Raw genomic sequence first — 25708 nt, forward strand, 5'->3', positions numbered from 1 at the left:
GTATAATCATTATAAACTAATTTGATAATTTATATTATATAATAATTATTATTATTTATATAGTGATTGAATTAATGATTCCATCGCTTCATTAGCTACAAATGCTTCCATGACAGCAGCAATTAATGAACCTGCCAATAATAAGGTAAACATTGTAATATATCTACCAAACGGCTGAAGTATTGGTCGTGTGAACCTATGTGTGAACAGTTTACCGAGTAATGTTAGTGAAAAAATCATCGATAAACTGCCCGCCAATATATATATTGGAATGATGATTATATTTTGCGGTGCAATTGACAAAGAAGCTAGAAAAAGTCCCTTTAGTCCAAGCTGATTAACTATAAACCCTACTGAAAAACCAACTACTAATCCTTTTAAAAATAGTAAAATCCATACTATTGGTAGACCTATCACAGACAAACCTAATATAAATAATAATACTAGATATTTGGCATGATAAAAGAAGCTACTCTTCAATATTTCGCTATTCTCAATTTGTTGATTGTCAGCAATTTGACCAAAGAAACGTTCTAAATAAAAAAATAAATCTAGTTTCTGTACAGTGTTCATGCTGTTAACAATTACTGCACCAAAAATAACACCTGTTAAAAACAAAATGATCATAAAAATGTAAATTGCGGCGTGTTCCTTTACGTGATTAAAGACATGAGTTCTTTTTTGGTACATTGGAATCCTCCATTCAACTATAGGTGGTCTATAATTAAAAACTATGAAGAATTGCAATTAAAAATACCAAAATGTTTATTTTTAATAGGTTAATATTCCTTAAGAAAATAATTAATCTGTCGATGCTATACTCCCATACTTTCCTCCACCACCTGCTTTAATCAGTAAATTCCCTTCTCTCATTTCTGTAATAACTATTGCTAGTTTTTCGGGAACTACTTCTTTTAATTCTTCTAATGAAGCGTAGTGAATTACATTCATTTCTGTTTTAAAACGATCTAACAATTTTTGAAACGTTTTTGAGCCGAGAGATGGTAAATACTCTAATGGAACCTGATACAAGTAGGGTGGCCGCTCCCTCATTGTTTTTGTATCTGCCAATTCCTGAATTCGGTCAAATACACCGTTAATTATTTTTTTTGATCCACAGTTTGGACAATGTTCTGTTTTGTATGCAACTTGCTGTAAACAGTTGCTGCAAACTGTCGTATGATATTTTCCTAATTGTGGGTTCATACCAAAATTTTGTATTATATCTCTACCATGAACATTGTGCAATGCCCAGTTAAATTCTTTAAACGATGGTTCCTCCATACGAACCTCTTGATATTCACGCGCTATTTTTGCTAGGGAATGTGCATCTGAATTCGATACAAATGTAAAATCATGCAGCTCTTTAATCTGATCAGCCATTTGGGTATCTGAGCTTAGTCCAAGCTCAATCCCATCAATTAGATCTGGATCAAACACTTCCGTCAACGATCGATGAACACCTTTACCGTACATACTTTTAAACGGTGTAAATACATGGGCAGGAATAAATATACCCGATAATTCTTTCACTTTGTATTGCAGTTCTTTTGCTGTACCGTAATAACGCTGGGAACTTAGCGTAATATTTTTCATCTTTGTTGTTAACCATTCAGAAAAATATCCTATTTTCTCCAGGGTTGGGAAAAAGGCTAGAACATGGATTGGTCCTTTACAAAATTCATCATAGACTTCAATTTCTGACCCCAATAATAATGTCACCTGTTCAAAACGAATTCCGCCGTCTTTTAATTCTTCCGCTTTGTTATCAACAATGAGCTGCTTTATTTCCTCTTGTACAGCGGGAGCATGGCTATCAATGACACCTACCATATGAATCCCTTTATTTCGACTAGCCTCTTTTAAAATATTTGTTAATGTTAAGCTTTTCGCTCCTGTTATTTTCACTGGCTTATTGTACATATCTCGCCCAATGTGGATATGCATATCAGCAAAATAAGAATTCAGCATTACATCATCTCCAATGTTTCCAGATACATGATAGCATAATTTGTTTTTGCATCATGAATACGTTGTTCTTTTACATAACGCTTAGCCTCATCTAATGTTAACTCCAAAAGTTCAACAAATTCATCATCATCACCAGCAACCTGCTCCTCTAATGGTTCAAGCTGGTCTGTCATGTAAATATAAATTAATTCGTCAGCAAACCCAGGTGACGTGTAAAAAGAAGTAACGAGCGTGAGATTACTTGTTGTGTACCCTGTTTCTTCCTCTAATTCACGTACTGCAGTTATTTCTGGTTCTTCGCCATCCTCTAGTTTACCAGCAGGAATCTCAACTAATGATTTCTCCAATGGTTTTCTATACTGTTCAACAAACACAATTTTTTTATCATTTGTAATTGGGATAACTGCTACCGCTCCTGGATGTTTAATAATTTCTCGTGTAGAGGTTTTTCCATTTGGCAACGTAACTTCATCCACTTGTAAATTAACAACTTTTCCGTTATATATTTTATTTGTTTTTAGTGTTTTTTCTTCAAATTTTTTCATCGGATCAACCTCACTTATTATGATTATTAACCTATTTTAACATAAGTGAAAAAGCTTGAGTTTACGGTACACTATTTTTACAATAGGAAGAAACATACTTGAGGAAGAAGGAATAATATGAGGAAGAACCAGCTTGGTAAATCAGACTTATATGTATCCGAACTGACACTTGGTTGTATGTCACTTGGAACAGACAAAACTAAAACACAAGAGATTATTGAACATGCCCTGTCAGTTGGGATAAACCACCTTGACACCGCTGATTTATACGATTTCGGGATAAATGAAGAAATCGTTGGTAGTGCTATTCAAAATAAACGTGATCAAATTATTTTAACAACCAAGGTCGGCAATCATTTTAATAAAGATACAAAAGATTGGTTTTGGGATCCATCAAAAGAACACATTAAATCAGGAATTAAAAATAGTTTACGGCGTTTAAAAACCGATTATATTGATTTTTATATGTTACATGGTGGAACGCTAGATGATCCAATCGACGAATCAATTGACGCTTTTGAGGAATTAAAGAAAGAAGGACTTATCCGTGCATACGGAATTTCATCCATTCGCCCTAATGTTATTCGTGAATATGTAAAACGTTCATCTATTGATGCGGTAATGATGCAGTATAGTATATTAGATTCCAGGCCTGAGGAAGAAATCCTTAATTTGCTACAGCAACATACAATTAGTGTTTTAGCCCGAGGTCCTTTAGCTAAAGGAATATTGAGTAACAAGGGGCAACAACAAATTGAACGCAAATCACGGGATGGATTTTTGGATTACTCCTATGAAGAATTAGTAAGGGTATATGATGAAATAAAAGATATTATTGGAGTAAACTCTTCTTTCAATACAAATGCATTACAATATGTACTTCACCACCCTACTGTCGCAAGCGCTGTATTCGGAGCAAGCTCTATTGATCAGGTTACCGAAAATGCGGCTATTACACAGGCAACACCAATGTCTGAAGAAAAATACCAAGCTATAAAAGCAGCTGCTAAGCAGGTGCAATATACTAATCATCGCTAAACCAAAGCGGAATCAGGAATGTCTTTTGATAATGAGATATTCCTTTTTTACTAGTAAAAAAGTACAATATGTTTAGCTCTATGATGTTATCACAGAGTAAGCGACGGACGCATAAAACATTTATTCTCCCTCCTTTTTTCCTACCTTTTTTCATTCATACAACAATTTCCATTGAATAAAGAACATATATTCGCATATAATAAATATACAAACGTTTGTTCTGAAAGTATGGAGAGGAAACTTATGATGAAAAGAGTTATTTTTTTAGTTGACATGCAATCATTCTATGCCTCTGTTGAGAAGGCGGAAAATCCAAAACTAAAAAACAAGCCTGTTATTGTTTCAGGAGATCCTGAGCGGCGAAGCGGAATTATTCTGGCAGCTTGTCCACTAGCTAAAAAATCCGGTGTAAAGACTGCTGAAGCACTATGGCAAGCACAGACCAAATGCCCAGAAGCTATTGTAGTCCGACCACGAATGCAGCGTTACATTGACATATCGTGTCAAATCACAACCATATTGGAACAGTATACAGATCTTGTTGAAGTATTTTCAATTGATGAACAATTTTTAGACCTTACAGGTAGCTTAAAGCTATTCGGTGATCCATTTACAATTGCCAAAAAAATACAGCAGGAAATCATTGAAGAAACTGGCGTTTACGCCCGGGTTGGAATTGCTCCTAATAAAACACTAGCCAAAATTGCCTGCGATGCGTTTGCTAAAAAAAATCAAAATGGCATTTTTAAACTCGATGAGTCAAATATGAAAGAAACGATGTGGGAACTTCCAATTGGTAAAATGTTCGGAGTAGGCAGCCGGATGAAAGATCACCTGCAACGAATGGGCATTCAAAAAATCGGCCAGTTAGCAACTTTTTCTATTGATACATTAACGAAGCGCTGGGGAATCAACGGGCAAGTACTATGGCAAATCGCAAATGGAATAGATTACGCTCCCGTAACAACAAAGACACATGACAAGCAAAAAGCGGTGGGGCATCATATGACACTGCCACGAGATTATAAAACATTTGATGAAATAAAAGTAATTTTACTTGAATTAAGTGAAGAAGTTGCCAGACGCGCCAGAACTGGTGGTTACCGAGGGAATACGGTATCAGTTGGTATACGTGGCGCTGATTTTAATTTTCCCACTGGATTTCATCGACAAGTAAAGCTTACATCGCCAACCAATTTTGATATGGATATTTTTCATGCAGCCTTACACTTATTCCGCATCCATTGGAATCGTTTGCCCGTCCGTAGTGCCGGTGTAACATTATCAGAATTGCAACCAGCTGATCCATATCAATTAAGTCTTTTTGATTTTTCGCTAAAAAAGGAACATCTAAATGAAGCGATGGATTATATCTATACGAAATATGGTCCCACCGCTATTGTGCGAGCATCTTCACTAACAAGTGCCGGGCAAGCATACAGCCGAGCCGAAAAGATTGGTGGGCATTATAAATAGGAAGGCTATTTTCTAAAAGATTGTTGTTCTTACACAAAATACATAAACTGCGACATGACGAAAAATTATGTTTGGTGACCTTCTACCGCTGCGGAAATACACTACGCTTTCCGTGGGCTCGCGATGAGCCTCCTCGTGAGAAACCCACTCACTGTGGGGTCTCATCGTCTTCGCTATCCCACAGGAGTCTCCGTGTATTTCCTTCGCTGGTGTTGCGTTTACGGTCCATAGGTGGAATAAAAATTGTTATAGAGAAGACCGCATTATACCACATCACTAGTCCGGGTGAGCGGAGGGTGGTGACTCCTGCGGGAACAGCACGAGTCCGAAGACCCCGCAGAGTGTTTTTCTCGAGGAGGCTGAGGCCGTGCCCGCGGAAAGCATCCGCCCGTAGCGATCCCGGACGACGATCAAGAATTAGATTTAACAATTAAATCACTTACGTCGCATTTTATTGAAACTACGTAGTAAAAGACAATAAAATTTACGAAAAGAGCCAATAGGAAAGAAGGAATAGCAAATGAATCCAAACAAATTGACTCCAGGTCATAATTTGATGTGGGAATCAAGTCGTATGATGCTTCCAGAACATAAATCACGCATACGAGAACATCAAAAGGAGTTAAAGAAACGAACAAAACCAATTTTTGATGAACAACAAATTATATTGTTTTCTCAACTAATTTCAGAAGCGGTACAACAGGAAAGGAACGTAAAAATTCAAATTTTTCACCCCTATCATGATTACCACATTACAGGAAGAATTCAAAAAACAACTCCCAAACAGATTAAACTTGTCTCCCCTCACGACAGTACATGGATTTCTTTTGATGACATTATGGGTATCACTATTTTATAAGTGCTTGACTTTTGTCAAGCCTTTCCCACCTAATGAAACAAATAAAAAACAGTCATCACAACTGTTTTTTATTTCTTATTAAACTGTTTCCTTAATAGTAATTCCATAGTCTTTGGAAAAAGTTGATACAGTTTGCTACCTAGATCCATCCATCTTGGTAAATTAATTTCGCGCTTATTCATAAACAAATGCTGGACAATCTTTTGTGCAACCCTGTCGGGATCAAGCATATAACGTTCAATACCTTTTTGATATGTACCATCGGGATCAGCTGCATCAAAAAAATTCGTACGAACCGGCCCTAAATTTACAGCCATAACATGAATGCTTTTATCAGTCATTTCTAAACGAAGTGCATTTGTAAACCCAAGAACTGCATGCTTTGTGGAGGCGTAAATAGCTGATTTCGGTGTAGCAATTTTACCAGCTTGTGAAGCTATATTAACGATGTGCCCCTCTTGTTTTGCTAAAAAATGAGGCAATAAAAACTTTGTCCCTCGTATAAGTGCAAATACATTCAATTGAAACATGTTTTCCATATCGGTCAAACGCATCGTTTCTACGTAATCAAACACACCTGCACCTGCATTATTGATTAAACCGTGTATTTGTTTATGTTCTGCTAAAATTTGTTTGATAACATTCTCGAGCTCTGTAACATTCGTTAAATCAGCTTGATAAGTAAATGATTCAATGCCTAGCGATTGATCCATCATTTGCTTTAGTTTTGTTAACTTCTTAATTGAACGGGCAATCATAATTGGTGTACCACCGTTTTTCGCAATATGCCATGCAATACGCTCACCGATACCACTTGATGCACCTGTTACAATAATTGCTTTATTTGCTACATTTCTACTCAAAAAACCACCTATTTCGCCTGATAAATGAATATACCATTGTCAATTGTTTTTACAATATGCCCTTCGCTCTCAAGAAAATCGAGCTGACCAATTGTTTCCGACATTGTTAAATCAAGTTCATCATCGATATGTTTAGGGAATAGTTTTTCACAAATTTCAAAAGGAGTTTGTTCTTTTTCTGTTAACATATGTAACACCTTAGCCGCTCGTTGTTCCTGTTTCTCTATCCGTACAGGAATTAATTCGTCGACATTCGTAAAAATTTCTCCATGACCCGGATAAACCGTTCTAATACCAAGCGATTGACACTTCAATAAATTTGTTCGATATTGCAGCAACGGTTTTGGACGATCAGATTGCTTATCCACCGGTGGCTCTAATAATGGATTTGGCGAAATGTGTTTCAAAAGATGATCACCTGCAAGAAACGCTCCATCTGTTTCACGAAAAAATGATAAATGACTCTGTGCATGACCTTTTGTCTCAATGACATGCCAATCATCATGGCCAGGCAAAACATCACCCTCGTCCAATATTGCAGTTAGTTCTCCAACGCCGGCATACCGTAATGGCTTATCTAATTTATCTAGAAATCGCAAATAACGATTTGGAACACCAGAAGCCATAAAATAATTTTTGAAAAATTGTTCATAATGCATTAAAAATGTTTCATTTCGTTTTAACCAAAGGTCGTTATTTTTGTGTCCAACGATTGATTGAGCCCTCGGAAATTGCCCAACCAAACCAATGTGGTCTGGATGGTGGTGCGTTAAAATGATTTGTTCAATATCGTTTGGATAATACCCTATTTGTTTTAATTGATACGTAAGAGCATCCCATGCCGCTTCTGTTTTAACGCCTGCATCGACTAATGACAATGTATCTCCTTTTAAAAGATAAACATGTACATCGCCAACCGGATATGGCGTAGGTAGTGTAAGCTTTGTAATAGTATCGTGTAGTAACTTCATGTAAAAGCCCCCATAAAAGTGAATGATCATTCATTATATTTCATTTTACCCTTTTAGTACAAAAATGTCACATAACTTACTCTTTTCTTGTAAATAACCGGTGTATCGCACTAGTTAAAATCTCTGGTAACTGTTCAAAGCTGTATGTCAGTTCAAGACGCTCGGTCCATTGGTGGGGGTCTCTTCCTTTTGGACCAATATTTAAAATAGGCATTGTCAGTTTTTCCATAATATCATCTGGGAAAACAAATCCATTATTTTGCAAAGGCATATTCGCTGTTAATTGGCTTAACGTACTTTTAGTTGAAGCGGGTCCGACATAACTTAAATCGGATAAACCTGTAAAAAATTCTGCTACAGTTAGGTCAATATTAAAAGACTCAGATGTTTTTTCCATAACATAATCCATTACATCTTTTATATACGGGTCATTATACGATGAAACTGCTGGATAAAATGGCGGACTATAAAACAGTACAATCATTGGGCTCAAGTCTTTACACATTGCTGCTAGATCTTGAACAAGTAATGTAGAGAAATCCCGATCCCCTTTGTCTCTCTGATTAACTAATAAATTTTGTCGTCTAGTTATTTCATTTTTTCCATATCGTTTCACTGCTTCGTTATATAATTCTTCATACATCAGAACGTTTACGTTAATTTCTGATGGCGCAAAATCCGTTGCCATGCTGGCGAAATTAACCGCTTTCTCATTTACATAGCTTTCTATTTCCCTCCCAGCTTTATTAGCGCCTGCTAGCAATTTTTGATTAATTTGATCAAAAGGTTGTTTTAAATACAAGACATTGTACATTGCGATTGCTGCATGAGGTGTCTGTACAGAGTATTCTTCCTTCAAGTCTCGCTGCATTAGGCTTGTTGGTGGCGGCGTTACTTCCTCACCTATTTTTTCGATAAAAGACTCATTTAATTCTAGTTGCTGGGATAAGAAACTAATCATTAAATTCGGATTAATACCCGCAAATGGTTCACCAACATGCGATTCTTTCCCATGGCAATAGAAACCAGGTAGTACTTTTCCGATTGAACCTGTATATATATAATGTGAAGGATCACCAGGGTATTTACTAAACATTGGTTCACCGTTTAGACAGGCATTAAAGGTTAAGTTTTCTGTTGTTTGTAACTCATTTAAAACAGGTAATGCGGTTATCATCCCTTTTGAATTAACTTCCTCATCAGGAACTGTTAACAAAAGAATGTTTCCATCGAATTCATTATCAATTGCTTTTTCTAACATGGACAAATGCAAGGACAGACCTGCTTTCATATCCATCGTTCCTCGACCAAACAACCATTTGCCTGATTTTAAATCTTGCTTGACCTGTTCAGGTAATTGATCTCTGATTTCTTCCATTTCTTTTGTTAATTCCCTTGGATGAAAGGCAAGATTTTGTAGTGAGCCATAATCTTCTACACCGACAACGTCAAAGTGGCTTAATAAAATAACCGTTTCTTTTGCATCACCCTTCTTAACTAGAGCTGTTAAAAGTCTTCTACCATCATCTAATGGATGTAATTTTAATAATTCAGGATTACTTTGAAAGTATTCCTTTTGTGCAAGTAAATGATAAAGGTATTCTGCTAATGCAATTTCTGCATTGCTGCCAGTTATACTTTGATGATTAACTAACGAACATAAAATTTCGGTTAATTCTTCCTTTGTTTGCCAGAGTCTCATACGTGTTCCTCCTATGGAAATTGACTTTTTGCAAAGAATAAAACACAATCAAACAAGAGGTGAAACTATTGACTACTAAAATTATTGCCCATCGCGGTGCTAGTAAACTAGCTCCCGAAAATACAATGCCTGCCTTTAACCTGGCGTATCAGCAAGGTGCAGAGGCAATAGAAACAGATGTCCAATTAACGAAGGACAATGTTCCTGTATTAATTCATGATGAACATGTCAAGCGAACAACGAATGGTATCGGCTACATCAAAGACCTCACATTTGCCCAATTAAAACAGTTGGATGCCGGCGCCTGGTTCTCTCAAAAATACACCGGGACAGCAATTATTTCGCTTGAGAAATTCCTGGAATGGATAAAACCTAAGCCGTTATACTTAAATATTGAGTTAAAAAATAATAAGATAGACTATAAGAACATTGAAACAATTGTATACGATATGGTAAGGCATTATCAATTATTAAATCGAACGACATTGTCGACATTTAATCCGAAAAGTGTAAAACGAATTAGCGAGCTTCATAGCGAAATAAAGATTGCTTTTTTAACATCAAGAAGAAACAAAAATCTGGTGCCTTACGCGCGGGAACTTGGTGCAAATGCGATCCATGTTAAATACCGTTTACTGAATCGGTTTCTTGTTGACCAATGTCATCAAGCAAACATGGCTATCCGGGCTTATACACTTAATAAACCATCACGTATGCTAAAATCTTATGCATTAAACTGTGATGGTATATTTACTGACGTCCCGGATCTTGCATTACAATATCGTACAGTTTTTAAGGAACAAAACAAATAGTCCTAGGAGGATCCATATGTCAAAATTATTTTCGCCAATTACTTTTAAAGAAACCGAACTAAAAAACCGAATTGTTATGTCCCCTATGTGTATGTACGCTTGTTATGAACAGGACGGTAAAATAACGCCCTTTCATATAACCCATCTAACTAGTAGAGCGGTTGGGCAAGTTGGTCTAGTTATGACCGAAGCAATTGCAGTAATGCCGGAAGGACGTATTTCTCCACAGGATTTAGGAATATGGGATGACGAACATGTTGCAGGGTTAAAAGAATTAAACGAACAGATTCACGCTTATGGTGCCAAGTCAGCAACACAACTCGCACATGCTGGACGAAAAGCAGTATTGGATTCTGCAATCTATGCTCCATCTGCTCTACCTTTTAATGATTCATCTGATACTCCTGTAGAGATGACGGAAGATGACATACAAAAAACTATCCAAGCATTTAAAAATGGTGCAAGAAGAGCAAAGGAATCAGGATTTGACATCATTGAACTTCATGGTGCTCATGGTTATCTAATCAACCAATTCCTTTCACCATTAACAAATAAACGAACAGATATGTATGGTGGTTCAAAGGAAAAGCGTTATCGTTTCCTTTCTGAAGTCATCGATGCGGTTAAAACCGAATGGAATGGTCCTATTTTTGTACGAATATCTACTAATGAATACAGCGATGAAGGCAATTCACTCGAGGACTTCATCTATTTTACTAACGAAATGAAAAAACAAGGAATAGATTTAATCGATTGTAGTTCAGGTGGTGTAGTACCTGTTAAAGTCTTATCCTATCCAGGTTATCAACTCCCTCGTTGTGAGCAAATCAAGCATGAAACTGGTATTGCTACTGGAGCTGTGGGACTGATTACTAGCGGATTACAGGCAGAGGAAATTGTTCAAAACGACAGAGCAGATCTGGTATTTATCGGACGCGCACTATTACGGAATCCCTATTGGCCAAAAGCTGCTGCTGATGAACTGGGATATTCCATTGGTGCACCTGTGCAGTATAAAAGAGGCTGGAATTAGGAGGCTTAACTATGGAACTAATTTTCCTTGGAACAGGCGCAGGTGTTCCGTCTAAAGAACGAAACGTATCATCGATCGCCTTGACAATGCTTCAGGAACAAAACAGTATTTGGCTGTTTGATTGTGGCGAATCAACACAACATCAAATTCTAAATACTTCAATACGACCAAGAAAGATAAACAAAATTTTCATTACACATCTGCACGGAGACCACATTTTTGGTCTCCCAGGTCTTATAAGCAGTCGCTCCTTCCAGGGTGGAGATGAACTATTAACAGTTTACGGACCAACTGGTATTAAACAATTTATTGAAACAAGTCTTGAAACAAGTGGAACGCATCTTACATATCCTTTACAAATTGTTGAAATCACTGAAGGACAGATTATAGATGATGACAAATTCACGGTTTATTGTAAAAAGCTTGACCATGGGATCCCCTGTTATGGATACCGTATCGTTGAAAAAGATAAGCCTGGTGAACTGTTGGTTGAAAGACTAAAAGCAGCAGGCATTAAACCCGGACCGATTTATCAGAAAATAAAAGAAAATGACACTGTTACAGTAAATGGACAAACAATTTATCAAGAACAATTTATTGGACCTAATAAACCAGGAAGAATCATAACTATCTTAGGAGATACACGGTTCACCGAAGATAATATATCATTTGTGGAAAATTCCGATGTTCTAGTGCATGAGGCAACGTTTGACCATTCGAAGGACGAATTAGCTAAAAATTATTTCCATTCCACAACAACCCAGGCTGCCTCTCTTGCCAAGGAGAGCAGTACAAGAAAATTAGTTTTGACACACATCTCGTCACGCTATCAACGAGAAGATTTCAAACATTTGTTAATAGAAGCACAAGAAGTTTTTCCAAACACTGTACTCGCAAATGATTTTTACCAGTTGACAATAGATTCAAAAAAATAGAGGGGTGTTTTTAAATGGATCAAACGGAACAATTAGTGGAAAATCAGCGAGAATTCTTTTTAAGTGGGGAAACATTAACCTATTCATTTCGAAAGGAACAGCTTAAAAAATTAAAGAATATGCTTAAAAAATACGAGAAAAGTATTTATCAAGCCCTAAAAACTGATTTAAACAAATCGAATTATGAAACCCTTACAACAGAAGTTGGATTCCTTTATACAGAGATAGACTTTACACTTAAACATCTCAAAGACTGGATGAAACCTGAGAAAGCGGAGGCGCCAATTACCCATAAAGGGACGAAAAATTACATTTTGTCAGAGCCATATGGTGTCTCCCTGGTAATTTCTCCATGGAACTACCCGTTACAGTTGGCAATTGCTCCTGCAATAGGCGCGATTGCGGCTGGAAATACAGTTATTCTAAAACCATCCGAATTCACTCAAGCTACTTCTTCGTTATTAGTTGAAATGATAAATGAAACATTTGATAATACGTACTTTGCCGTAGTTGAGGGTGATAAAGAGGTTAGTGAAAAATTGTTGAAACAAAAATTTGATTATATCTTTTTTACCGGAAGCACCACTGTCGGGAAAATAATCATGAGAGAAGCAAGTGCACATCTAACACCTGTTACCTTGGAATTAGGTGGAAAAAGTCCTGTAATTGTCGATAAAGATGCCAATATTGATCTAGCGGCAAAGCGAATTGTTTGGGGTAAATTTACAAATGCTGGGCAAACATGTGTAGCACCAGATTATTTATATGCTCACGAGGATATAAAACCAAAACTTCTTAAAACAATGAAGAAATACATTAAATCATTTTATGGAAAAAAACCTTTGAAAAATGAAGATTATGTCCGAATCATTAATAAAGACCATTTTCATAGATTACAAGCTTTTCTGACTGACGGAAAAATTGTTTATGGTGGAAATTATAACGAAGGTAAAAATGCAATTGAACCAACTATTTTAGACAAAATATCATGGGAAGATTCGATTATGCAAGAAGAAATATTCGGTCCGTTGTTGCCTGTATTAACATTTAGCAATCTCGATGATGTTGTTTTAAGCATCAAACAAATAGAAAAGCCTTTAGCGCTTTATTATTTTGGAGAAAAATTGCCAGCACAGCAAAAGATTTTACGGGATATTTCGTTTGGTGGTGGGTGTATTAACGATACACTCTATCATTTGGCAAATCCACATCTCCCTTTTGGAGGTGTAGGAAGTAGTGGGATTGGAGGATACCACGGTAAATATAGCTTTGATACATTCTCACACAAAAAAAGTGTATTAAAACAAACTACAAAATTTGATATGCCTTTTCGCTACCCCGGTGGCAAAGTAGCGGAACAGTTGGTTAAACGGATAATGAGGTAAAAGTAAAAAGCTCACAACTGAATCGATTCTAAAATAGTTGTGAGCTTTTACTTTTTATAATCATCCAGAAAATCCTTTTGAAAGCTGGTCCGTGGTTGATCTTCCTTTTCTTCATCCTTTACCTGCATAAAAGGACTTTTCCCATATTTAGTTGTAAGCTTATCAATAGCAGTATAAAGCTTCTCTTTTTCTGCTTCTTTTTCATACGTAAACAAATCCAGTTGTTGTGCAATATTTTCCTTCACTTCAACATCTTGCACTGTAATCCCTAACAAACGAATTGGTTCAAGATCCCAATGCTTTTGAAATAATTCATTTGCAGCATATAGAATGTCTTCTTTATTTTCAATATATGCTTGCAGTTTTTTACTCCTGGTAATTGTCTTTCGATCATGATAACGAATCATTATCTGCACACTTCGCCCAGCAGCTTGTTTTCGTTTTATTCGTCGTTCAACACTATCTGCCAATTGATGCATTAGATTTCTTATTTCTGTTTCGTTTGTCGTATCCTGTGGGAGTGTCTGGGAGCTACCGATACTTTTGAATTCATGAACTGCTTCTGGATCAACTTGCCTTGGATCAATACCATTAGCACGATTTTGTAAACGTTCTCCATTTATACCTAACACTCGTTTTAATTGATAGACATCACCATTAGCAAGATCACCAATTGTATTTACGTCAATTGCATTTAACTTATTAGCTGTTTTTTCACCAATACCATACATTTCCCCCACCTGTAAGGGCCATAATTTTTGCTGCAAGTCCCTTTTTCTTAACACCGTTATTCCTAGTGGCTTTTTCATGTCCGATGCCATTTTTGCTAAAAATTTATTTGGGGCGATTCCAATACTGCACGGTAAGTCAAGTTCATTTTTAATTTTATTTTGCAGGTTTTCAGCTATTTCCAATGGGTTACCGAGATGTCCGCTTTCGGTTATATCCATATATCCTTCATCAATTGAAACTGGTTGAACGTATGGGGTTATTTCCGCTAAAATTTTAAACATTTCTTTTGATGCTGTCCGATATCGCTCAAAGTTAGGTCGCATCACTATTAAATTTGGGCATAATTTTCGTGCCTGCCACAATGTCATTGTTGTTCTTACACCTTTTGCCCTTGCCTCATAGCTACTGGTAACAATAATCCCTTTTCGTTCTTCCGGATTACCTGCAATTGCCAGCGGCTTCCCTTTTAGCATTGGATTATAAGCCATCTCCACAGATGCATAAAAACAATTCATATCGATATGGAAAATGACACGGCCCTTTTTAGGGTACCATTGAGACATAATTAACACCCTTTACGAACAATTGTTTGCTATACTTATTATAGCATAAAGTGACACTTCAATCAGGTGGGATTTTTTTTTCACCCACTTAATGTAAGTTTGACAAACCGAACACGTACAATCATAATGCCCAATAATATGGGATAAATGTAAAGAGGAACCCTCAGTCTAAGGGTTCCACTTCACTACTTATTTATTGGCTACTTCTTGCACAATTGCTGTAACAAGTTCCGAAACCTTTATCAACTCATCAACAGGAATTCGTTCGTTAGTGGTATGAATTTCTTCATAACCGACTGCCAAATTTACAGTTGGGATACCGAGTCCTGCGATAACATTAGCATCACTGCCACCACCGCTCTTTAGCAATTTACTTTCACGACCAATCGATTTTGCTGCGCTTCTCGCAATTTCTACTACTTCATCCCCTGCTTCTTGTTTAAATCCAGGGTACATAACTTGTACATCGACATCAGCACTTCCACCAAGTTCTTTGGCAGTGGATTCAAATGCCTCTTTCATTTTTGCGACCTGTTCTTCCATTTTGTTAGGAACAAGTGAACGAGCTTCTGCTAAAATTTCAACATTATCACAGACAATATTTGTTTGTTTACCTCCTTCAAATCGACCGATATTAGCTGTTGTTTCTTCATCAATGCGGCCAAGCGGCATTTTAGCAATAGCTTTAGCTGCAAGTGTAATTGCCGAGACACCATTTTCAGGCGCTACCCCGGCATGAGCTGTTTTGCCTTTCATAACCGTGAAGATTTTCGCTTGTGTCGGAGCTGCAACTATAATATCACCAACTGTTCCATTACTATCAATTGCATATCCATATTTTGCTTTTAACAACGAACTATCCAAAGCTTTTGCTCCCACTAAACCTGACTCTTCACCTGCAGTGATAACAAATTGAATGTCACCATGCTCTATGTTATTTTCCTTTAACGTACGGATAGCTTCCAATATAGCAGCCAACCCGGCTTTATCATCCGCACCTAAAATTGTCGTACCATCAGACACGATATATCCGCCTTTGATAGATGGTTTTATACCATTACCAGGGACAACTGTGTCCATATGTGATGTAAAATAAATTGTATCAATACCATCTTTTGTACCTTTTAAATTACAAATTAAGTTTCCAGCACCGTGGCCAGTTTCAATTTTGCTATCATCTTCAATAACTTCTAAACCTAAATTAGTGAATTTCTTTTTTAGAACCTCAGCTATTTTTTCTTCATGTTTAGTTTCTGAATCAATTTGTACCAATTCCATAAATTCATTTATTAATCGGTCATTGTTTACTTGAACCATTTATACATTACTCCTTTTCATATGTAAGATATGCATTCCGCCCTGCTTCTTTAAACTTTATAATGGAATATTTCCATGCTTTTTCTTTGGTCTGTCCTCTTGCTTATTGGATAGCATCTCTAAACTTTGAATAAGTTTAATTCGAGTTTCTCGTGGATCAATTACGTCATCAACCATACCAAGCCCTGCAGCGACATACGGATTTGCAAATTTCTCACGATATGTCTCTATTTTTTCCTGGCGGGTTACTTCCGGATTAGCGCTCTCAGCAATTTCTTTCGCAAAAATTATATTTGCTGCCCCCTCAGGACCCATTACAGCGATTTCTGCATTTGGCCAAGCATAAACTAAATCAGCCCCAATTGATTTACTGTTTAACGCAACATAAGCCCCTCCAAAAGCTTTTCGGGTAATGACGGTAATTTTAGGTACCGTTGCTTCAGAATAAGCATACAAAATTTTCGCCCCATGACGTATGATACCACCATGCTCTTGCTTTACACCAGGGAAAAAGCCTGTAACATCCTCAAATGTAATAAGCGGAATATTAAACGCATCACAGAAGCGAATAAATCTTGCTGCTTTATCACTTGAATCAATATCTAGACCCCCTGCCAAATACTTTGGTTGGTTACACACAAGACCAACTGTTTCACCAGAGATACGACCAAACCCAACAACAATATTTTTGGCAAACGCTTTATGAATTTCAAAAAAGCTATTTTTATCAACAACTTGTTCGATTACCTTTTTTACATCATATGGTTTAGTTGAATCAAACGGAACAATCTCGGTTAATTCAGGGCAAAGATTATCTGTTACCTTATCCGTAGCTTCTACTGTAGGTTTTTCCTGATTATTTGCTGGTAAATATGTAAGTAATTCACGAACAGTATCTAAAGCCTCTTCCTCATTTTTGGTTTTAATGTGGGCATTCCCACTTTTTGCATTATGAATTTGGGCTCCACCTAAATCTTCTGCTGATATTTTTTCACCGGTAACTGTTTCAATTACTTTCGGTCCTGTAATAAACATTTGAGACGTCTCTTCGACCATGATTACAAAATCTGTAATAGCTGGAGAATAAACTGCTCCGCCAGCACTAGGACCCATGATTACCGAAATTTGCGGAATAACACCAGAGTAAATAGAGTTACGATAAAACACTTGTCCATACCCATCCAGTGACGATACCCCCTCTTGGATACGAGCTCCACCAGAATCGTTTAAGCCTATAAACGGTACACCATTCTTAGCTGCTAAATCCATTACTGCCGCTATTTTCTTACCATGCATTTCTCCAAGTGCACCACCATAGACGGTAAAATCCTGAGCAAATAAATAAATAGCTTTACCATTTATTTTTCCATATCCAGTTACGACGCCTTCCCCTTTTGCTATGGAACTATCCATACCAAAATCAGAAGAACGATGTTCAATAAATGGATTTAGCTCGACAAACGAACCGTCATCAAGCAAATATTCAATTCTTTCTCTAGCTGTCATCTTTCCTTTAGCATGCTGCTTGTCAATTCGTTCATCTCCGCCGCCAAGTTCTACCTGTCTTCGTTTATCGTATAATTCGTTAATTTTGTCAAAAATATCCATTATGATTCACTTCCCTCGTCATGCTGACATAATTCCAATAAAACACCATTTGCTACTTTTGGATGAATAAAAGCAATTTGACTTGATTGTGCCCCGGTGTTTGCTTCTTCATTGATGAGTTTAACACCTGCTTGCTTGTATTGCGTTAATCGATCCTCAATATTATCAACTTCAAGTGCGATATGATGAATGCCTTCCCCTTTTTTGTTAAGGAACTTTTGAATCGTTGAAGATTCATGTAACGGTTCTAGCAGTTCAAACCTCGACTCGCCAATTTTCAAAAATGCTACTTTAACTCCTTCAGATTCAACAGCTTCAACACCTTCTAGCTTTAACCCCAACATATCTGTATAAAAGGAAATTGCTTGATCGATTGACTGGACGGCAATTCCAATATGAGCAATTTTTTTAGGCGGGGCCACATTAATCGCCTCTGGAGAGATTAACTGTTTAATATAATTTGCTAGTACATCTGTTGATGAACCACTTGTAAAGATTTTGTTGATTCCCTTTTCGATTAAATAAGGAATGTCTTCACTTGGGATAACACCACCAGCAACAACTGGAATATCGCCTGCATTTCGCTCTTTCAATGCCTCAATTACTTTTGGAAATAATGTACGATGTGCACCTGACAAAGAAGAAAGCCCAATGACATCTACATCTTCTTGTATAGCAGCCTGCGCAATTTGTATTGGTGATTGCCTTAAGCCTGTATAGATAACTTCCATTCCATGGTCACGTAATGCTTGAGCTATCACGAGTGCGCCACGATCATGACCATCTAACCCCGGCTTTGCGATTAATACGCGTATTTTTCCCATTTGTCTCTCCCCCTTTTACTAGTAAAGAACATAAAAAATTATATACTTAAACTCCTGTATATTCTCCAAACTCTTCACGTAAAACATTGCAAATCTCCCCAATTGTTGCATATTGCTTTACGGCATCTAAAATATATGGAATTAAATTTACGTCATCCATTTTTGCCTGTTCTTTTAAAACAGTTAATGTTTCGTGTACCTTTTCCTGATCACGGCTTTTTCTTATTGATTCAACAGATTCTTTTTGTGCTTGTTCTAACGCTTCATCTACTTTAAGTAAATCTGGATTTACTTCCTCATCAAGCTTAAATTTATTTAAACCAACAATGATTTCTTCCTCTTTTTCAATACTTTTTTGTGTTTCGTATGCATTGTGGTGAATTTCCCGTTGCATAAATCCTTCTTCGATCGCTTTTACAGCTCCACCTAATTCGTTTACGCGCTCAATATATTTGTTTACTGCTTCTTCTATTTTATCAGTTAATTCCTCAACATAATAGGAGCCAGCAAATGGATCAATTGTATCAGCGACACCACTTTCATGAGCTATAATTTGCTGTGTTCTAAGCGCGATTCTCGCTGAATCTTCTGTTGGCAATGATAATGCCTCATCACGGGAATTTGTATGCAAACTTTGTGTTCCTCCCATCACTGCCGCAAGCGCTTGCAATGTTACTCGAACAATATTGTTGTCTGGTTGCTGAGCGGTTAACGTCGAACCACCAGTTTGTGTATGGAAACGCATTTTCCAGCTTTTTGCATCTTTTGCTTTATAATGTTCTTTCATTATTTTGGCCCAGATTCTTCTTGCAGCACGGAATTTCGCAACTTCCTCAAAAAAATGATTATGCGCATTGAAGAAAAAAGCAAGTCTTGGTGCGAATGCATCAATATCTAAACCTGCCTTTAATGCAGCGTCAACATATGCCATTCCATTTGCAATTGTAAATGCCACTTCCTGAACTGCCGTGGAGCCAGCTTCCCTTATATGGTAGCCAGAGATACTTATCGTATTAAATTTCGGAGTATTTTGTTGACAGTATTCAAAAATATTTGTAATTAATCGCATAGAGGGCTTTGGCGGAAAAATATAGGTACCACGTGCGATATATTCTTTTAAAATATCATTTTGGATCGTTCCTGTTAATTGTTCTAACGGAACCCCCTGTTTCTCACCAACAGCAATGTACATACATAATAATACGGATGCAGGTGCATTAATTGTCATCGACGTGCTTACCTTATCAAGTGGAATTCGATCTAATAGCTGCTCCATATCATATAACGTATCTATTGCTACTCCTACTTTCCCGACTTCTCCTTCCGCCATGATATCATCCGAATCGTACCCTATTTGTGTTGGTAAATCGAACGCAACTGAAAGTCCTGTTTGACCTTGTTCCAGCAAATAACGGAACCTTTTATTCGTTTCTTGCGCTGAACCGAATCCAGCATACTGACGCATCGTCCAGAAACGGCTCCGATACATTGTCGGCTGTATACCTCGTGTATATGGATATGCCCCTGGATACCCTAGTTTTTCCTCATACTGATCTGTATTTTCATCAACATACAACCGTTTAACCTCTATATCCGACGATGTGGTGAACGTATCCTTTCGTTCAGGGAAACGTTTTACCGTTTTTTCAACAGATTGTTCCCATTTGTTTCTTTCAGTCATACAGATAATGCCTCCATTCAAAAAAATCTTATAATTTCCTATAATTCTATTTTTAATTATTTTTTTATACTTGTCCATTGTTTATTTTAACGATAAAATACAAGTAGTATGGGGGAAAGAGAAGGAGGATTAATTGTGGCTGCAAAACAAATTAAACAACAAGCACCAAGAAAGCGATCAAAGCGTGAAAGACGACTTAAGATTGTTATCTATATCATGATTCTCGCCATGGTTTTGTCATCGCTTACAACAGGCTTGGTAATGTTCCTATAAGTATACGTTTAAGAAGCGAAAGAAAGGCTGGATCAACTAGATTGTTTTGTTCCAGTCTTTTTATGTTTTCTATCGGTTGAAACATCACTTGTTTTGAATTTCTTTTTTAAAATCAAATAATCCTCAATTTCATGAAGCAGTCTAAACAGATTAGCTCTTGTTTCAAATTCTTCAGTCGATGTTGGTAAAGGCTCTTGTTTAAACGTCTTATATAACTCATCCAATTCATCCAAAAATAATACCGCCGTATTACCCGGATGCACTGCGTCTGATAACCCCTCAAAGAAGCTAGCTATTTTTTCTGAGAGTGAATCGGTATTTGATAATCTACTTACTAGCGGAAGCATACGTTGTAATAATTCAAATTGTTTTGTACGCATCTGAAAATAATCATGGTATGAATGTTTGTTACGTAACATATGATTCTCTCGATCACGATCAACTAAATCGTTTGCTTCATGTAAAATTTTTTCTGTTTCTGTTATTTCCTTACCATCCCATAGTATGTTGTTGTCTCTTATGTATAATGCAATTTCCTTTAGAATAACTTGGAAATTTTGTTCAAGTTTCATTTGCTGTTTCTTTAACTTATTATCTAAGCTAGGCATATATAAATTTAAAAGTAGTCCTGTACCAACACCTACTAAAATGAGCAGGAACTCTTCAAGTATAAATCTGAACGAAATATGCCCGGCACCATATAATTGCAATATAATTACGGAACTAGTCGCTATTCCAGGTGTAATTTTCAACAAAACAGTTGCTGGAATGAAAAATGCTAACATTAAGCCAACAACTATAGGATTATAACCAATTGTTTCAAAAAAAACGAAGGAAAAAATAATTGCTAACGTACAAGCTAAAAAACGATGCCACGCACTCAAAACCGAACGTTTTCTAGAAGGCTGAATGCACAAAATCGTTAAAATTCCTGCCGAAACAAAGTTTGTCACACCTACAAATTGAGCAATCGTAATAGCGATGGGAGTACCTATTGCAGTTTTAACAGTTCTAGAGCCAATTTTCACAATAATATCTCCCCTTACAAGTATAAAGCGCTCTTTACTTAAACTAAAAAGAGGCTGACCCGCATTAAACATTGAGACAGCCTCATTTTAACTAGAAATTCTAGTTTAGTTTATATTTCTTTACAATGCTCATCAAATACATGCTGAAGCTTGCCTATTACGTCAACTGCGCTAGAACCTTCAATGTCATGACGTTCTAACATCGTAACAATTTTTCCATCCTTCAAAAATGCAAAAGATGGAGATGATGGTGCATATCCTTCAAAATAGCCACGCGCTTTTTCAGTAGCTTCACGATCTTGTCCTGCAAAAACAGTAACAAGATTATCTGGTCGTTTATCATAATGTATCGCATTTGCAGCCGCTGGACGTGCAACTCCACCAGCACACCCACATACTGAATTTACCATAACAAGCGTTGTGCCTTTACGGTTAAGAGCCTCATCAACTTGTTCAGTCGTAGTTAGTTCCTCGTAACCTGCTTCCCTAATATCTTTTCTAGCAGCATCGACAACGTCATTCATGAATAGATTAAAATCCATCTGAACATCCATCCCCTTAAAAATAAGTATAGTTGAAACCTATCACTAGCTTATCAATTTTAAGCCTAGATTTCAATTTATTTAGATTGTACTTGAACCCAAAATTCACTAATAGACATTTGTATTGTCTTTATTGATATTTTCTAGAATTTCTTTTACTCTAGCAAGGAATTGACCACAAACAAGGCCATCCAAAATTCGGTGATCTAAAGACAAGGATAAATTCACCATATCCCTTGCAGCAAACATATCATTAATAATCATTGGACGTTTTACAATGGATTCAATTTGTAAAATAGCTGCCTGCGGATAATTGATTACACCCATTGAATGAATTGACCCAAAAGAACCTGTATTATTAACGGTAAATGTACCACCTTGCATATCCTCAGAAGTCAACTTACCTGAACGGGCTTTTGATGCAAGTTCATAAATATCTTTAGCAATTCCTTTGATGCTTTTCTCATCCGCATGTTTAATAACAGGCACAAAAAGCTCTTGATCCTTAGCAACTGCAATAGATAAATTAATATCTTTCTTTTGAATAATTTTATCTCCTGCCCAGGCGCTATTTAATTGTGGAAATTCCTTCAATGCTTGTGCAACAGCTTTCACAAAAAAAGCAAAGAATGTAAGGCTAAATCCTTCTTTTTGTTTGAATTCATTTTTAACACTATTTCTATAATTCACCAGATCCGTCACATCAACTTCAACAGTCATCCAAGCATGAGGAATTTCCTGTTTGGAACGTACCATGTTCTGTGCAATTACCTTACGTACACCTGTAACTGGAATTTCGATATCACCAGATTGAGTTGTTTGTTGAGATACTTGTGGTGATGGTTTTTTAGCCGATTCTGGTTCTTGTTGTTTCTTATCCTCACTTGCCGGTATTTTGTCATTGGCTTTCTGTACTTCACCAGAAGCGATAATTTTTTCTATATCTTTTCTAGTAATACGTCCACCTTTTCCTGTTCCGTCTACTTGTACTAAATCAATATCATTTTCCTGCGCCATTCGTAAAACAGCCGGAGAATACCGCTTTTTCATTGATTGATCAGCATTGGCATTATCTTCTGTTTTTTCTTCGACTTCTACTTTTTCATCTGATACAGGGGTTTTTTCCTCACCAACTCCCCCCTCCGTATCGATATAACACATTAATTCTCCAACTTCAATCGTGTCGCCCTCTTGAGCGATAAGCTCCTTTATTACTCCTGTGAACGAAGATGGAACTTCTGCGTTTACTTTATCTGTCATGACCTCAGCAATCGGATCATACTTGTTAACTTTGTCTCCAATACCAACAAGCCATGAACTAATTGTCCCCTCCGTTACACTTTCTCCTAATTGAGGCATGTTAATTTTTTCAGTAGCCATCACAGGTCCCTCCTTTTTATAATTAAAAATGTAGTAGCATGAGGCACGTCTAGCGATGCACGCGAGAGTTTCGAGACATATTCAATGTCACTCCAAGAGCCAAATTCGCGCGTTCTATTACCGCTTTTCACCACTTTGCAAACTTGCCTAACTATTGTATTAAAACTCAGCTAATTCACGCATTGCTTTTTCTACTTTGTCTGGGTTAACCATAAAATATTTTTCCATTGTCGGTGCATATGGCATTGCTGGAATGTTCGGACCAGCTAATCGTTGTACTGGTGCATCTAAATCAAATAAACAATTCTCTGCAATAATCGCCGCAACTTCACCAATAATACTGCCTTCTTTGTTATCTTCTGTAATAAGCAATACCTTCCCTGTCTTCTTGGCAGCTTCAATAATAGCCTCTCTATCAAGTGGATAAATTGTACGTAAATCTAGAATATGTGCATCTATTCCTTCTTCAGCTAATTTCTCTGCAGCTTGGAGGGCGAAATGTACACATAGTCCATACGTAATAATCGTTATATCGGAACCTTCTCGTTTTACATCCGCTTTACCTATTGGTAGAACATAATCATCCTCTGGCACGTCCCCTTTTAACAAACGATATGCACGTTTGTGTTCAAAGAATAGCACTGGATCATTATCTCGAATTGCTGCCTTTAATAATCCTTTCACATCATATGGTGTAGAAGGCATTACAATTTTTAGACCAGGTTGATTGGCAAAAACCGCTTCAACGGACTGCGAATGATACAACGCACCATGCACACCGCCTCCATATGGCGCACGAATCGTAATTGGGCAATCCCAGTCATTGTTTGAACGATAACGAATTCGAGATGCTTCTGAAATGATTTGGTTGACTGCAGGCATGATAAAATCAGCAAACTGCATTTCTGCAACAGGTCGCATTCCATACATCGCAGCACCAATACCAACACCGGCTATTGCAGATTCAGCTAGTGGTGTGTCTAGTACACGATATTCACCAAATTCATCGTACAATCCATCGGTAGCACGGAACACACCGCCTTTTTTACCAACATCTTCCCCTAATACAAATACTTTCTCGTCACGTTGCATTTCTTCTTTTAATGCAGTTGTAACAGCTTGAATATATGACATTACTGGCATAGTAAATTTCCCTCCTTACTCTTCATAAACAAACTTTAAAGCGTCTTCAGGATCTGCATATGGAGCATTTTCTGCATAATCCGTAGCTTCGTTTACAAGATCACTAATTTCTCCATTAATTTCTTTTTCTACCTCTTCCGTTAAAATATCGACCTCTTTTAGGTAAGATGCAAACGTTATAATTGAGTCTTTCTTTTTCGCCTCTTCCACTTCTTCACTTTCACGATATTGACGATCATCGTCATCACTTGAGTGTGCCGTTAATCGATACGAAACAGCTTCAATTAATGTAGGTCCTTCACCATTTATTGCACGATTACGCGCTTCCTTTACCGCCTCATAAACTGCAAGGGGATCATTCCCGTCTACAGTTATACCTGGCATACCATATCCCTGTGCACGATCAGATACTTTTTCAGATGCTAATTGACGTTCAATAGGTACGGAAATGGCATATTTATTATTCTCTACCATAGTAATCACTGGTAATTTATGTACACCAGCAAAGTTCAATCCTTCATGGAAATCACCCTGGTTTGATGATCCTTCACCTAAAGTAACGAGTGAAACGATATCTTTTTTCTCCATTTTAGCTGCTAGCGCAACACCCACTGCATGCGGAACCTGTGTAGTTACAGGAGATGACCCCGTTAGGATTCTATTTTTCTTTTGACCAAAATGACCAGGCATTTGCCGTCCACCCGAGTTAGGGTCTTCTTTTTTAGCAAACCCTGATAACATTAAATCCTTTGCAGTCATACCAAATGCAAGTACAACACCCATGTCACGATAATAAGGTGCCACATAATCATGTTCACGATCTAACGCAAATGATGCTCCAACCTGTGCCGCTTCCTGTCCTTGACAAGAAATAACAAAAGGTATCTTCCCAGCACGATTTAACAGCCACATTCTTTCATCAATTTTTCTAGCTAAAAGCATTGTTTTAAACATGTCTAAGACTTGCTCATCTGTTAAGCCTAATGCTTCATGACGATTTACAGTCATAATAAAAGTCCCTCCTTTT

General features: G+C 37.1%; 24 protein-coding genes. 8 read left to right on the forward strand and 16 right to left on the reverse strand.

Going from position 1 to position 25708, the window contains the following annotated elements; translation table 11 throughout:
- Positions 1-51: 51 nt before the first annotated feature.
- The 3 genes from spoIIM to CS937_RS10615 form a co-directional block, all read right to left on the reverse strand.
- Positions 52-690: a stage II sporulation protein M gene (gene spoIIM, locus CS937_RS10605; RefSeq protein WP_099158430.1), complete on the reverse strand. Its 639-nt coding sequence runs from the start codon at positions 688-690 to the stop codon at positions 52-54.
- 111 nt (positions 691-801) lie between these two features.
- Positions 802-1971, reverse strand: coding sequence for an endonuclease Q family protein (locus CS937_RS10610; protein WP_176555816.1), 1170 nt, complete (start codon positions 1969-1971; stop codon positions 802-804).
- On the reverse strand, positions 1971-2516 hold the full coding sequence (locus CS937_RS10615) for an NUDIX hydrolase (protein WP_099158431.1): 546 nt from the start codon (positions 2514-2516) through the stop codon (positions 1971-1973). Before CS937_RS10615 ends, CS937_RS10610 begins: the two co-directional genes overlap by 1 nt.
- 117 nt (positions 2517-2633) lie before the next feature.
- On the opposite strand from CS937_RS10615, the gene CS937_RS10620 reads away from it, so the two are divergent.
- The 3 genes from CS937_RS10620 (at position 2634) to CS937_RS10630 (ending at position 5889) form a co-directional block, all read left to right on the forward strand.
- A complete protein-coding gene (locus tag CS937_RS10620) occupies positions 2634-3554 on the forward strand; it encodes an aldo/keto reductase (RefSeq protein WP_099158432.1) in 921 nt (306 codons plus the stop codon).
- Between the two features lie 243 nt (positions 3555-3797).
- On the forward strand, positions 3798-5030 hold the full coding sequence (dinB, locus tag CS937_RS10625) for a DNA polymerase IV (protein ID WP_099158433.1): 1233 nt from the start codon (positions 3798-3800) through the stop codon (positions 5028-5030).
- 520 nt (positions 5031-5550) lie between these two features.
- The gene (locus CS937_RS10630; protein WP_099158434.1) at positions 5551-5889 is read left to right on the forward strand and encodes a YolD-like family protein; all 339 of its coding nucleotides are present in this window, start codon (positions 5551-5553) and stop codon (positions 5887-5889) included.
- Positions 5890-5957: 68 nt separating this feature from the next.
- Here CS937_RS10630 and CS937_RS10635 read toward each other — a convergent pair whose 3' ends face one another.
- The 3 genes from CS937_RS10635 to CS937_RS10645 form a co-directional block, all read right to left on the reverse strand.
- Positions 5958-6752 (reverse strand): SDR family NAD(P)-dependent oxidoreductase, encoded by a 795-nt coding sequence (locus tag CS937_RS10635; protein ID WP_099158435.1) that lies wholly within the window; start codon positions 6750-6752, stop codon positions 5958-5960.
- An 8-nt stretch (positions 6753-6760) separates the two neighbouring features.
- Entirely contained in the window at positions 6761-7723 is a 963-nt protein-coding gene (locus CS937_RS10640) for an MBL fold metallo-hydrolase (RefSeq protein ID WP_099158436.1), read from the reverse strand.
- A 76-nt stretch (positions 7724-7799) separates the two neighbouring features.
- Complete coding sequence (locus CS937_RS10645) at positions 7800-9425, reverse strand: M20/M25/M40 family metallo-hydrolase (RefSeq protein WP_099158437.1); 1626 nt, start codon at positions 9423-9425, stop codon at positions 7800-7802.
- Positions 9426-9493: 68 nt separating this feature from the next.
- Between CS937_RS10645 and CS937_RS10650 the strand changes: the two genes are divergently transcribed.
- The 4 genes from CS937_RS10650 to CS937_RS10665 are packed head-to-tail and all read left to right on the forward strand — an operon-like array spanning position 9494 to position 13590.
- The gene (locus CS937_RS10650; RefSeq protein ID WP_099158438.1) at positions 9494-10237 is read left to right on the forward strand and encodes a glycerophosphodiester phosphodiesterase; all 744 of its coding nucleotides are present in this window, start codon (positions 9494-9496) and stop codon (positions 10235-10237) included.
- A gap of 16 nt (positions 10238-10253) precedes the next feature.
- Complete coding sequence (gene namA / locus CS937_RS10655) at positions 10254-11270, forward strand: NADPH dehydrogenase NamA (RefSeq protein ID WP_099158439.1); 1017 nt, start codon at positions 10254-10256, stop codon at positions 11268-11270.
- An 11-nt stretch (positions 11271-11281) separates the two neighbouring features.
- Positions 11282-12205 carry a ribonuclease Z gene (gene rnz / locus CS937_RS10660; RefSeq protein ID WP_099158440.1) on the forward strand — a complete coding sequence of 308 codons (924 nt, stop codon included), beginning with the start codon at positions 11282-11284 and terminating at the stop codon, positions 12203-12205.
- A 14-nt stretch (positions 12206-12219) separates the two neighbouring features.
- A complete protein-coding gene (locus CS937_RS10665) occupies positions 12220-13590 on the forward strand; it encodes an aldehyde dehydrogenase (protein WP_099158441.1) in 1371 nt (456 codons plus the stop codon).
- 47 nt (positions 13591-13637) lie between these two features.
- On the opposite strand, the gene CS937_RS10670 is transcribed toward CS937_RS10665, so the two are convergent.
- From CS937_RS10670 to CS937_RS10690, 5 genes are all read right to left on the reverse strand, one after another.
- Entirely contained in the window at positions 13638-14885 is a 1248-nt protein-coding gene (locus CS937_RS10670) for a DNA polymerase IV (protein ID WP_099158442.1), read from the reverse strand.
- A 189-nt stretch (positions 14886-15074) separates the two neighbouring features.
- Complete coding sequence (locus CS937_RS10675) at positions 15075-16202, reverse strand: M20/M25/M40 family metallo-hydrolase (RefSeq protein ID WP_099158443.1); 1128 nt, start codon at positions 16200-16202, stop codon at positions 15075-15077.
- Between the two features lie 57 nt (positions 16203-16259).
- Positions 16260-17810 (reverse strand): acyl-CoA carboxylase subunit beta, encoded by a 1551-nt coding sequence (locus tag CS937_RS10680; RefSeq protein ID WP_099158444.1) that lies wholly within the window; start codon positions 17808-17810, stop codon positions 16260-16262.
- Positions 17810-18634, reverse strand: a complete 825-nt coding sequence (gene mce, locus CS937_RS10685; protein ID WP_099158445.1) for a methylmalonyl-CoA epimerase — start codon at positions 18632-18634, stop codon at positions 17810-17812. Before mce ends, CS937_RS10680 begins: the two co-directional genes overlap by 1 nt.
- A gap of 46 nt (positions 18635-18680) precedes the next feature.
- Positions 18681-20315: an acyl-CoA mutase large subunit family protein gene (locus CS937_RS10690; RefSeq protein ID WP_099158446.1), complete on the reverse strand. Its 1635-nt coding sequence runs from the start codon at positions 20313-20315 to the stop codon at positions 18681-18683.
- 135 nt (positions 20316-20450) lie between these two features.
- On the opposite strand from CS937_RS10690, the gene prli42 reads away from it, so the two are divergent.
- On the forward strand, positions 20451-20588 hold the full coding sequence (prli42, locus tag CS937_RS19490; RefSeq protein ID WP_245835731.1) for a stressosome-associated protein Prli42: 138 nt from the start codon (positions 20451-20453) through the stop codon (positions 20586-20588).
- Positions 20589-20620: 32 nt separating this feature from the next.
- Here the strand turns inward: prli42 and CS937_RS10695 are convergent, their stop codons facing one another.
- From CS937_RS10695 to CS937_RS10715, 5 genes are all read right to left on the reverse strand, one after another.
- Entirely contained in the window at positions 20621-21616 is a 996-nt protein-coding gene (locus CS937_RS10695; RefSeq protein WP_099158856.1) for an aromatic acid exporter family protein, read from the reverse strand.
- 110 nt (positions 21617-21726) lie between these two features.
- Complete coding sequence (locus tag CS937_RS10700; RefSeq protein WP_099158447.1) at positions 21727-22158, reverse strand: BrxA/BrxB family bacilliredoxin; 432 nt, start codon at positions 22156-22158, stop codon at positions 21727-21729.
- 108 nt (positions 22159-22266) lie between these two features.
- The gene (locus tag CS937_RS10705; RefSeq protein ID WP_099158448.1) at positions 22267-23538 is read right to left on the reverse strand and encodes a dihydrolipoamide acetyltransferase family protein; all 1272 of its coding nucleotides are present in this window, start codon (positions 23536-23538) and stop codon (positions 22267-22269) included.
- Positions 23539-23697: 159 nt separating this feature from the next.
- Positions 23698-24681: an alpha-ketoacid dehydrogenase subunit beta gene (locus CS937_RS10710; protein WP_099158449.1), complete on the reverse strand. Its 984-nt coding sequence runs from the start codon at positions 24679-24681 to the stop codon at positions 23698-23700.
- A 15-nt stretch (positions 24682-24696) separates the two neighbouring features.
- A complete protein-coding gene (locus tag CS937_RS10715) occupies positions 24697-25689 on the reverse strand; it encodes a thiamine pyrophosphate-dependent dehydrogenase E1 component subunit alpha (protein WP_099158450.1) in 993 nt (330 codons plus the stop codon).
- Positions 25690-25708 lie beyond the last annotated feature (19 nt).

The organism is Virgibacillus ndiopensis (assembly GCF_900187325.1).
GTDB classification, from domain to species: Bacteria; Bacillota; Bacilli; order Bacillales; family Amphibacillaceae; genus Virgibacillus_E; species Virgibacillus_E ndiopensis.

Coding starts and splice junctions, on each gene's coding strand:
- spoIIM (WP_099158430.1), bottom strand. CDS start 690: ATGTACCAAAAAAGAACTCATGTCTTTAATCACGTAAAGGAACACGCC.
- CS937_RS10610 (WP_176555816.1), bottom strand. CDS start 1,971: ATGCTGAATTCTTATTTTGCTGATATGCATATCCACATTGGGCGAGAT.
- CS937_RS10615 (WP_099158431.1), bottom strand. CDS start 2,516: ATGAAAAAATTTGAAGAAAAAACACTAAAAACAAATAAAATATATAAC.
- CS937_RS10620 (WP_099158432.1), top strand. CDS start 2,634: ATGAGGAAGAACCAGCTTGGTAAATCAGACTTATATGTATCCGAACTG.
- dinB (WP_099158433.1), top strand. CDS start 3,798: ATGATGAAAAGAGTTATTTTTTTAGTTGACATGCAATCATTCTATGCC.
- CS937_RS10630 (WP_099158434.1), top strand. CDS start 5,551: ATGAATCCAAACAAATTGACTCCAGGTCATAATTTGATGTGGGAATCA.
- CS937_RS10640 (WP_099158436.1), bottom strand. CDS start 7,723: ATGAAGTTACTACACGATACTATTACAAAGCTTACACTACCTACGCCA.
- CS937_RS10645 (WP_099158437.1), bottom strand. CDS start 9,425: ATGAGACTCTGGCAAACAAAGGAAGAATTAACCGAAATTTTATGTTCG.
- namA (WP_099158439.1), top strand. CDS start 10,254: ATGTCAAAATTATTTTCGCCAATTACTTTTAAAGAAACCGAACTAAAA.
- rnz (WP_099158440.1), top strand. CDS start 11,282: ATGGAACTAATTTTCCTTGGAACAGGCGCAGGTGTTCCGTCTAAAGAA.
- CS937_RS10665 (WP_099158441.1), top strand. CDS start 12,220: ATGGATCAAACGGAACAATTAGTGGAAAATCAGCGAGAATTCTTTTTA.
- CS937_RS10670 (WP_099158442.1), bottom strand. CDS start 14,885: ATGTCTCAATGGTACCCTAAAAAGGGCCGTGTCATTTTCCATATCGAT.
- CS937_RS10675 (WP_099158443.1), bottom strand. CDS start 16,202: ATGGTTCAAGTAAACAATGACCGATTAATAAATGAATTTATGGAATTG.
- CS937_RS10680 (WP_099158444.1), bottom strand. CDS start 17,810: ATGGATATTTTTGACAAAATTAACGAATTATACGATAAACGAAGACAG.
- mce (WP_099158445.1), bottom strand. CDS start 18,634: ATGGGAAAAATACGCGTATTAATCGCAAAGCCGGGGTTAGATGGTCAT.
- CS937_RS10690 (WP_099158446.1), bottom strand. CDS start 20,315: ATGACTGAAAGAAACAAATGGGAACAATCTGTTGAAAAAACGGTAAAA.
- CS937_RS10700 (WP_099158447.1), bottom strand. CDS start 22,158: ATGGATTTTAATCTATTCATGAATGACGTTGTCGATGCTGCTAGAAAA.
- CS937_RS10705 (WP_099158448.1), bottom strand. CDS start 23,538: ATGGCTACTGAAAAAATTAACATGCCTCAATTAGGAGAAAGTGTAACG.
- CS937_RS10710 (WP_099158449.1), bottom strand. CDS start 24,681: ATGCCAGTAATGTCATATATTCAAGCTGTTACAACTGCATTAAAAGAA.
- CS937_RS10715 (WP_099158450.1), bottom strand. CDS start 25,689: ATGACTGTAAATCGTCATGAAGCATTAGGCTTAACAGATGAGCAAGTC.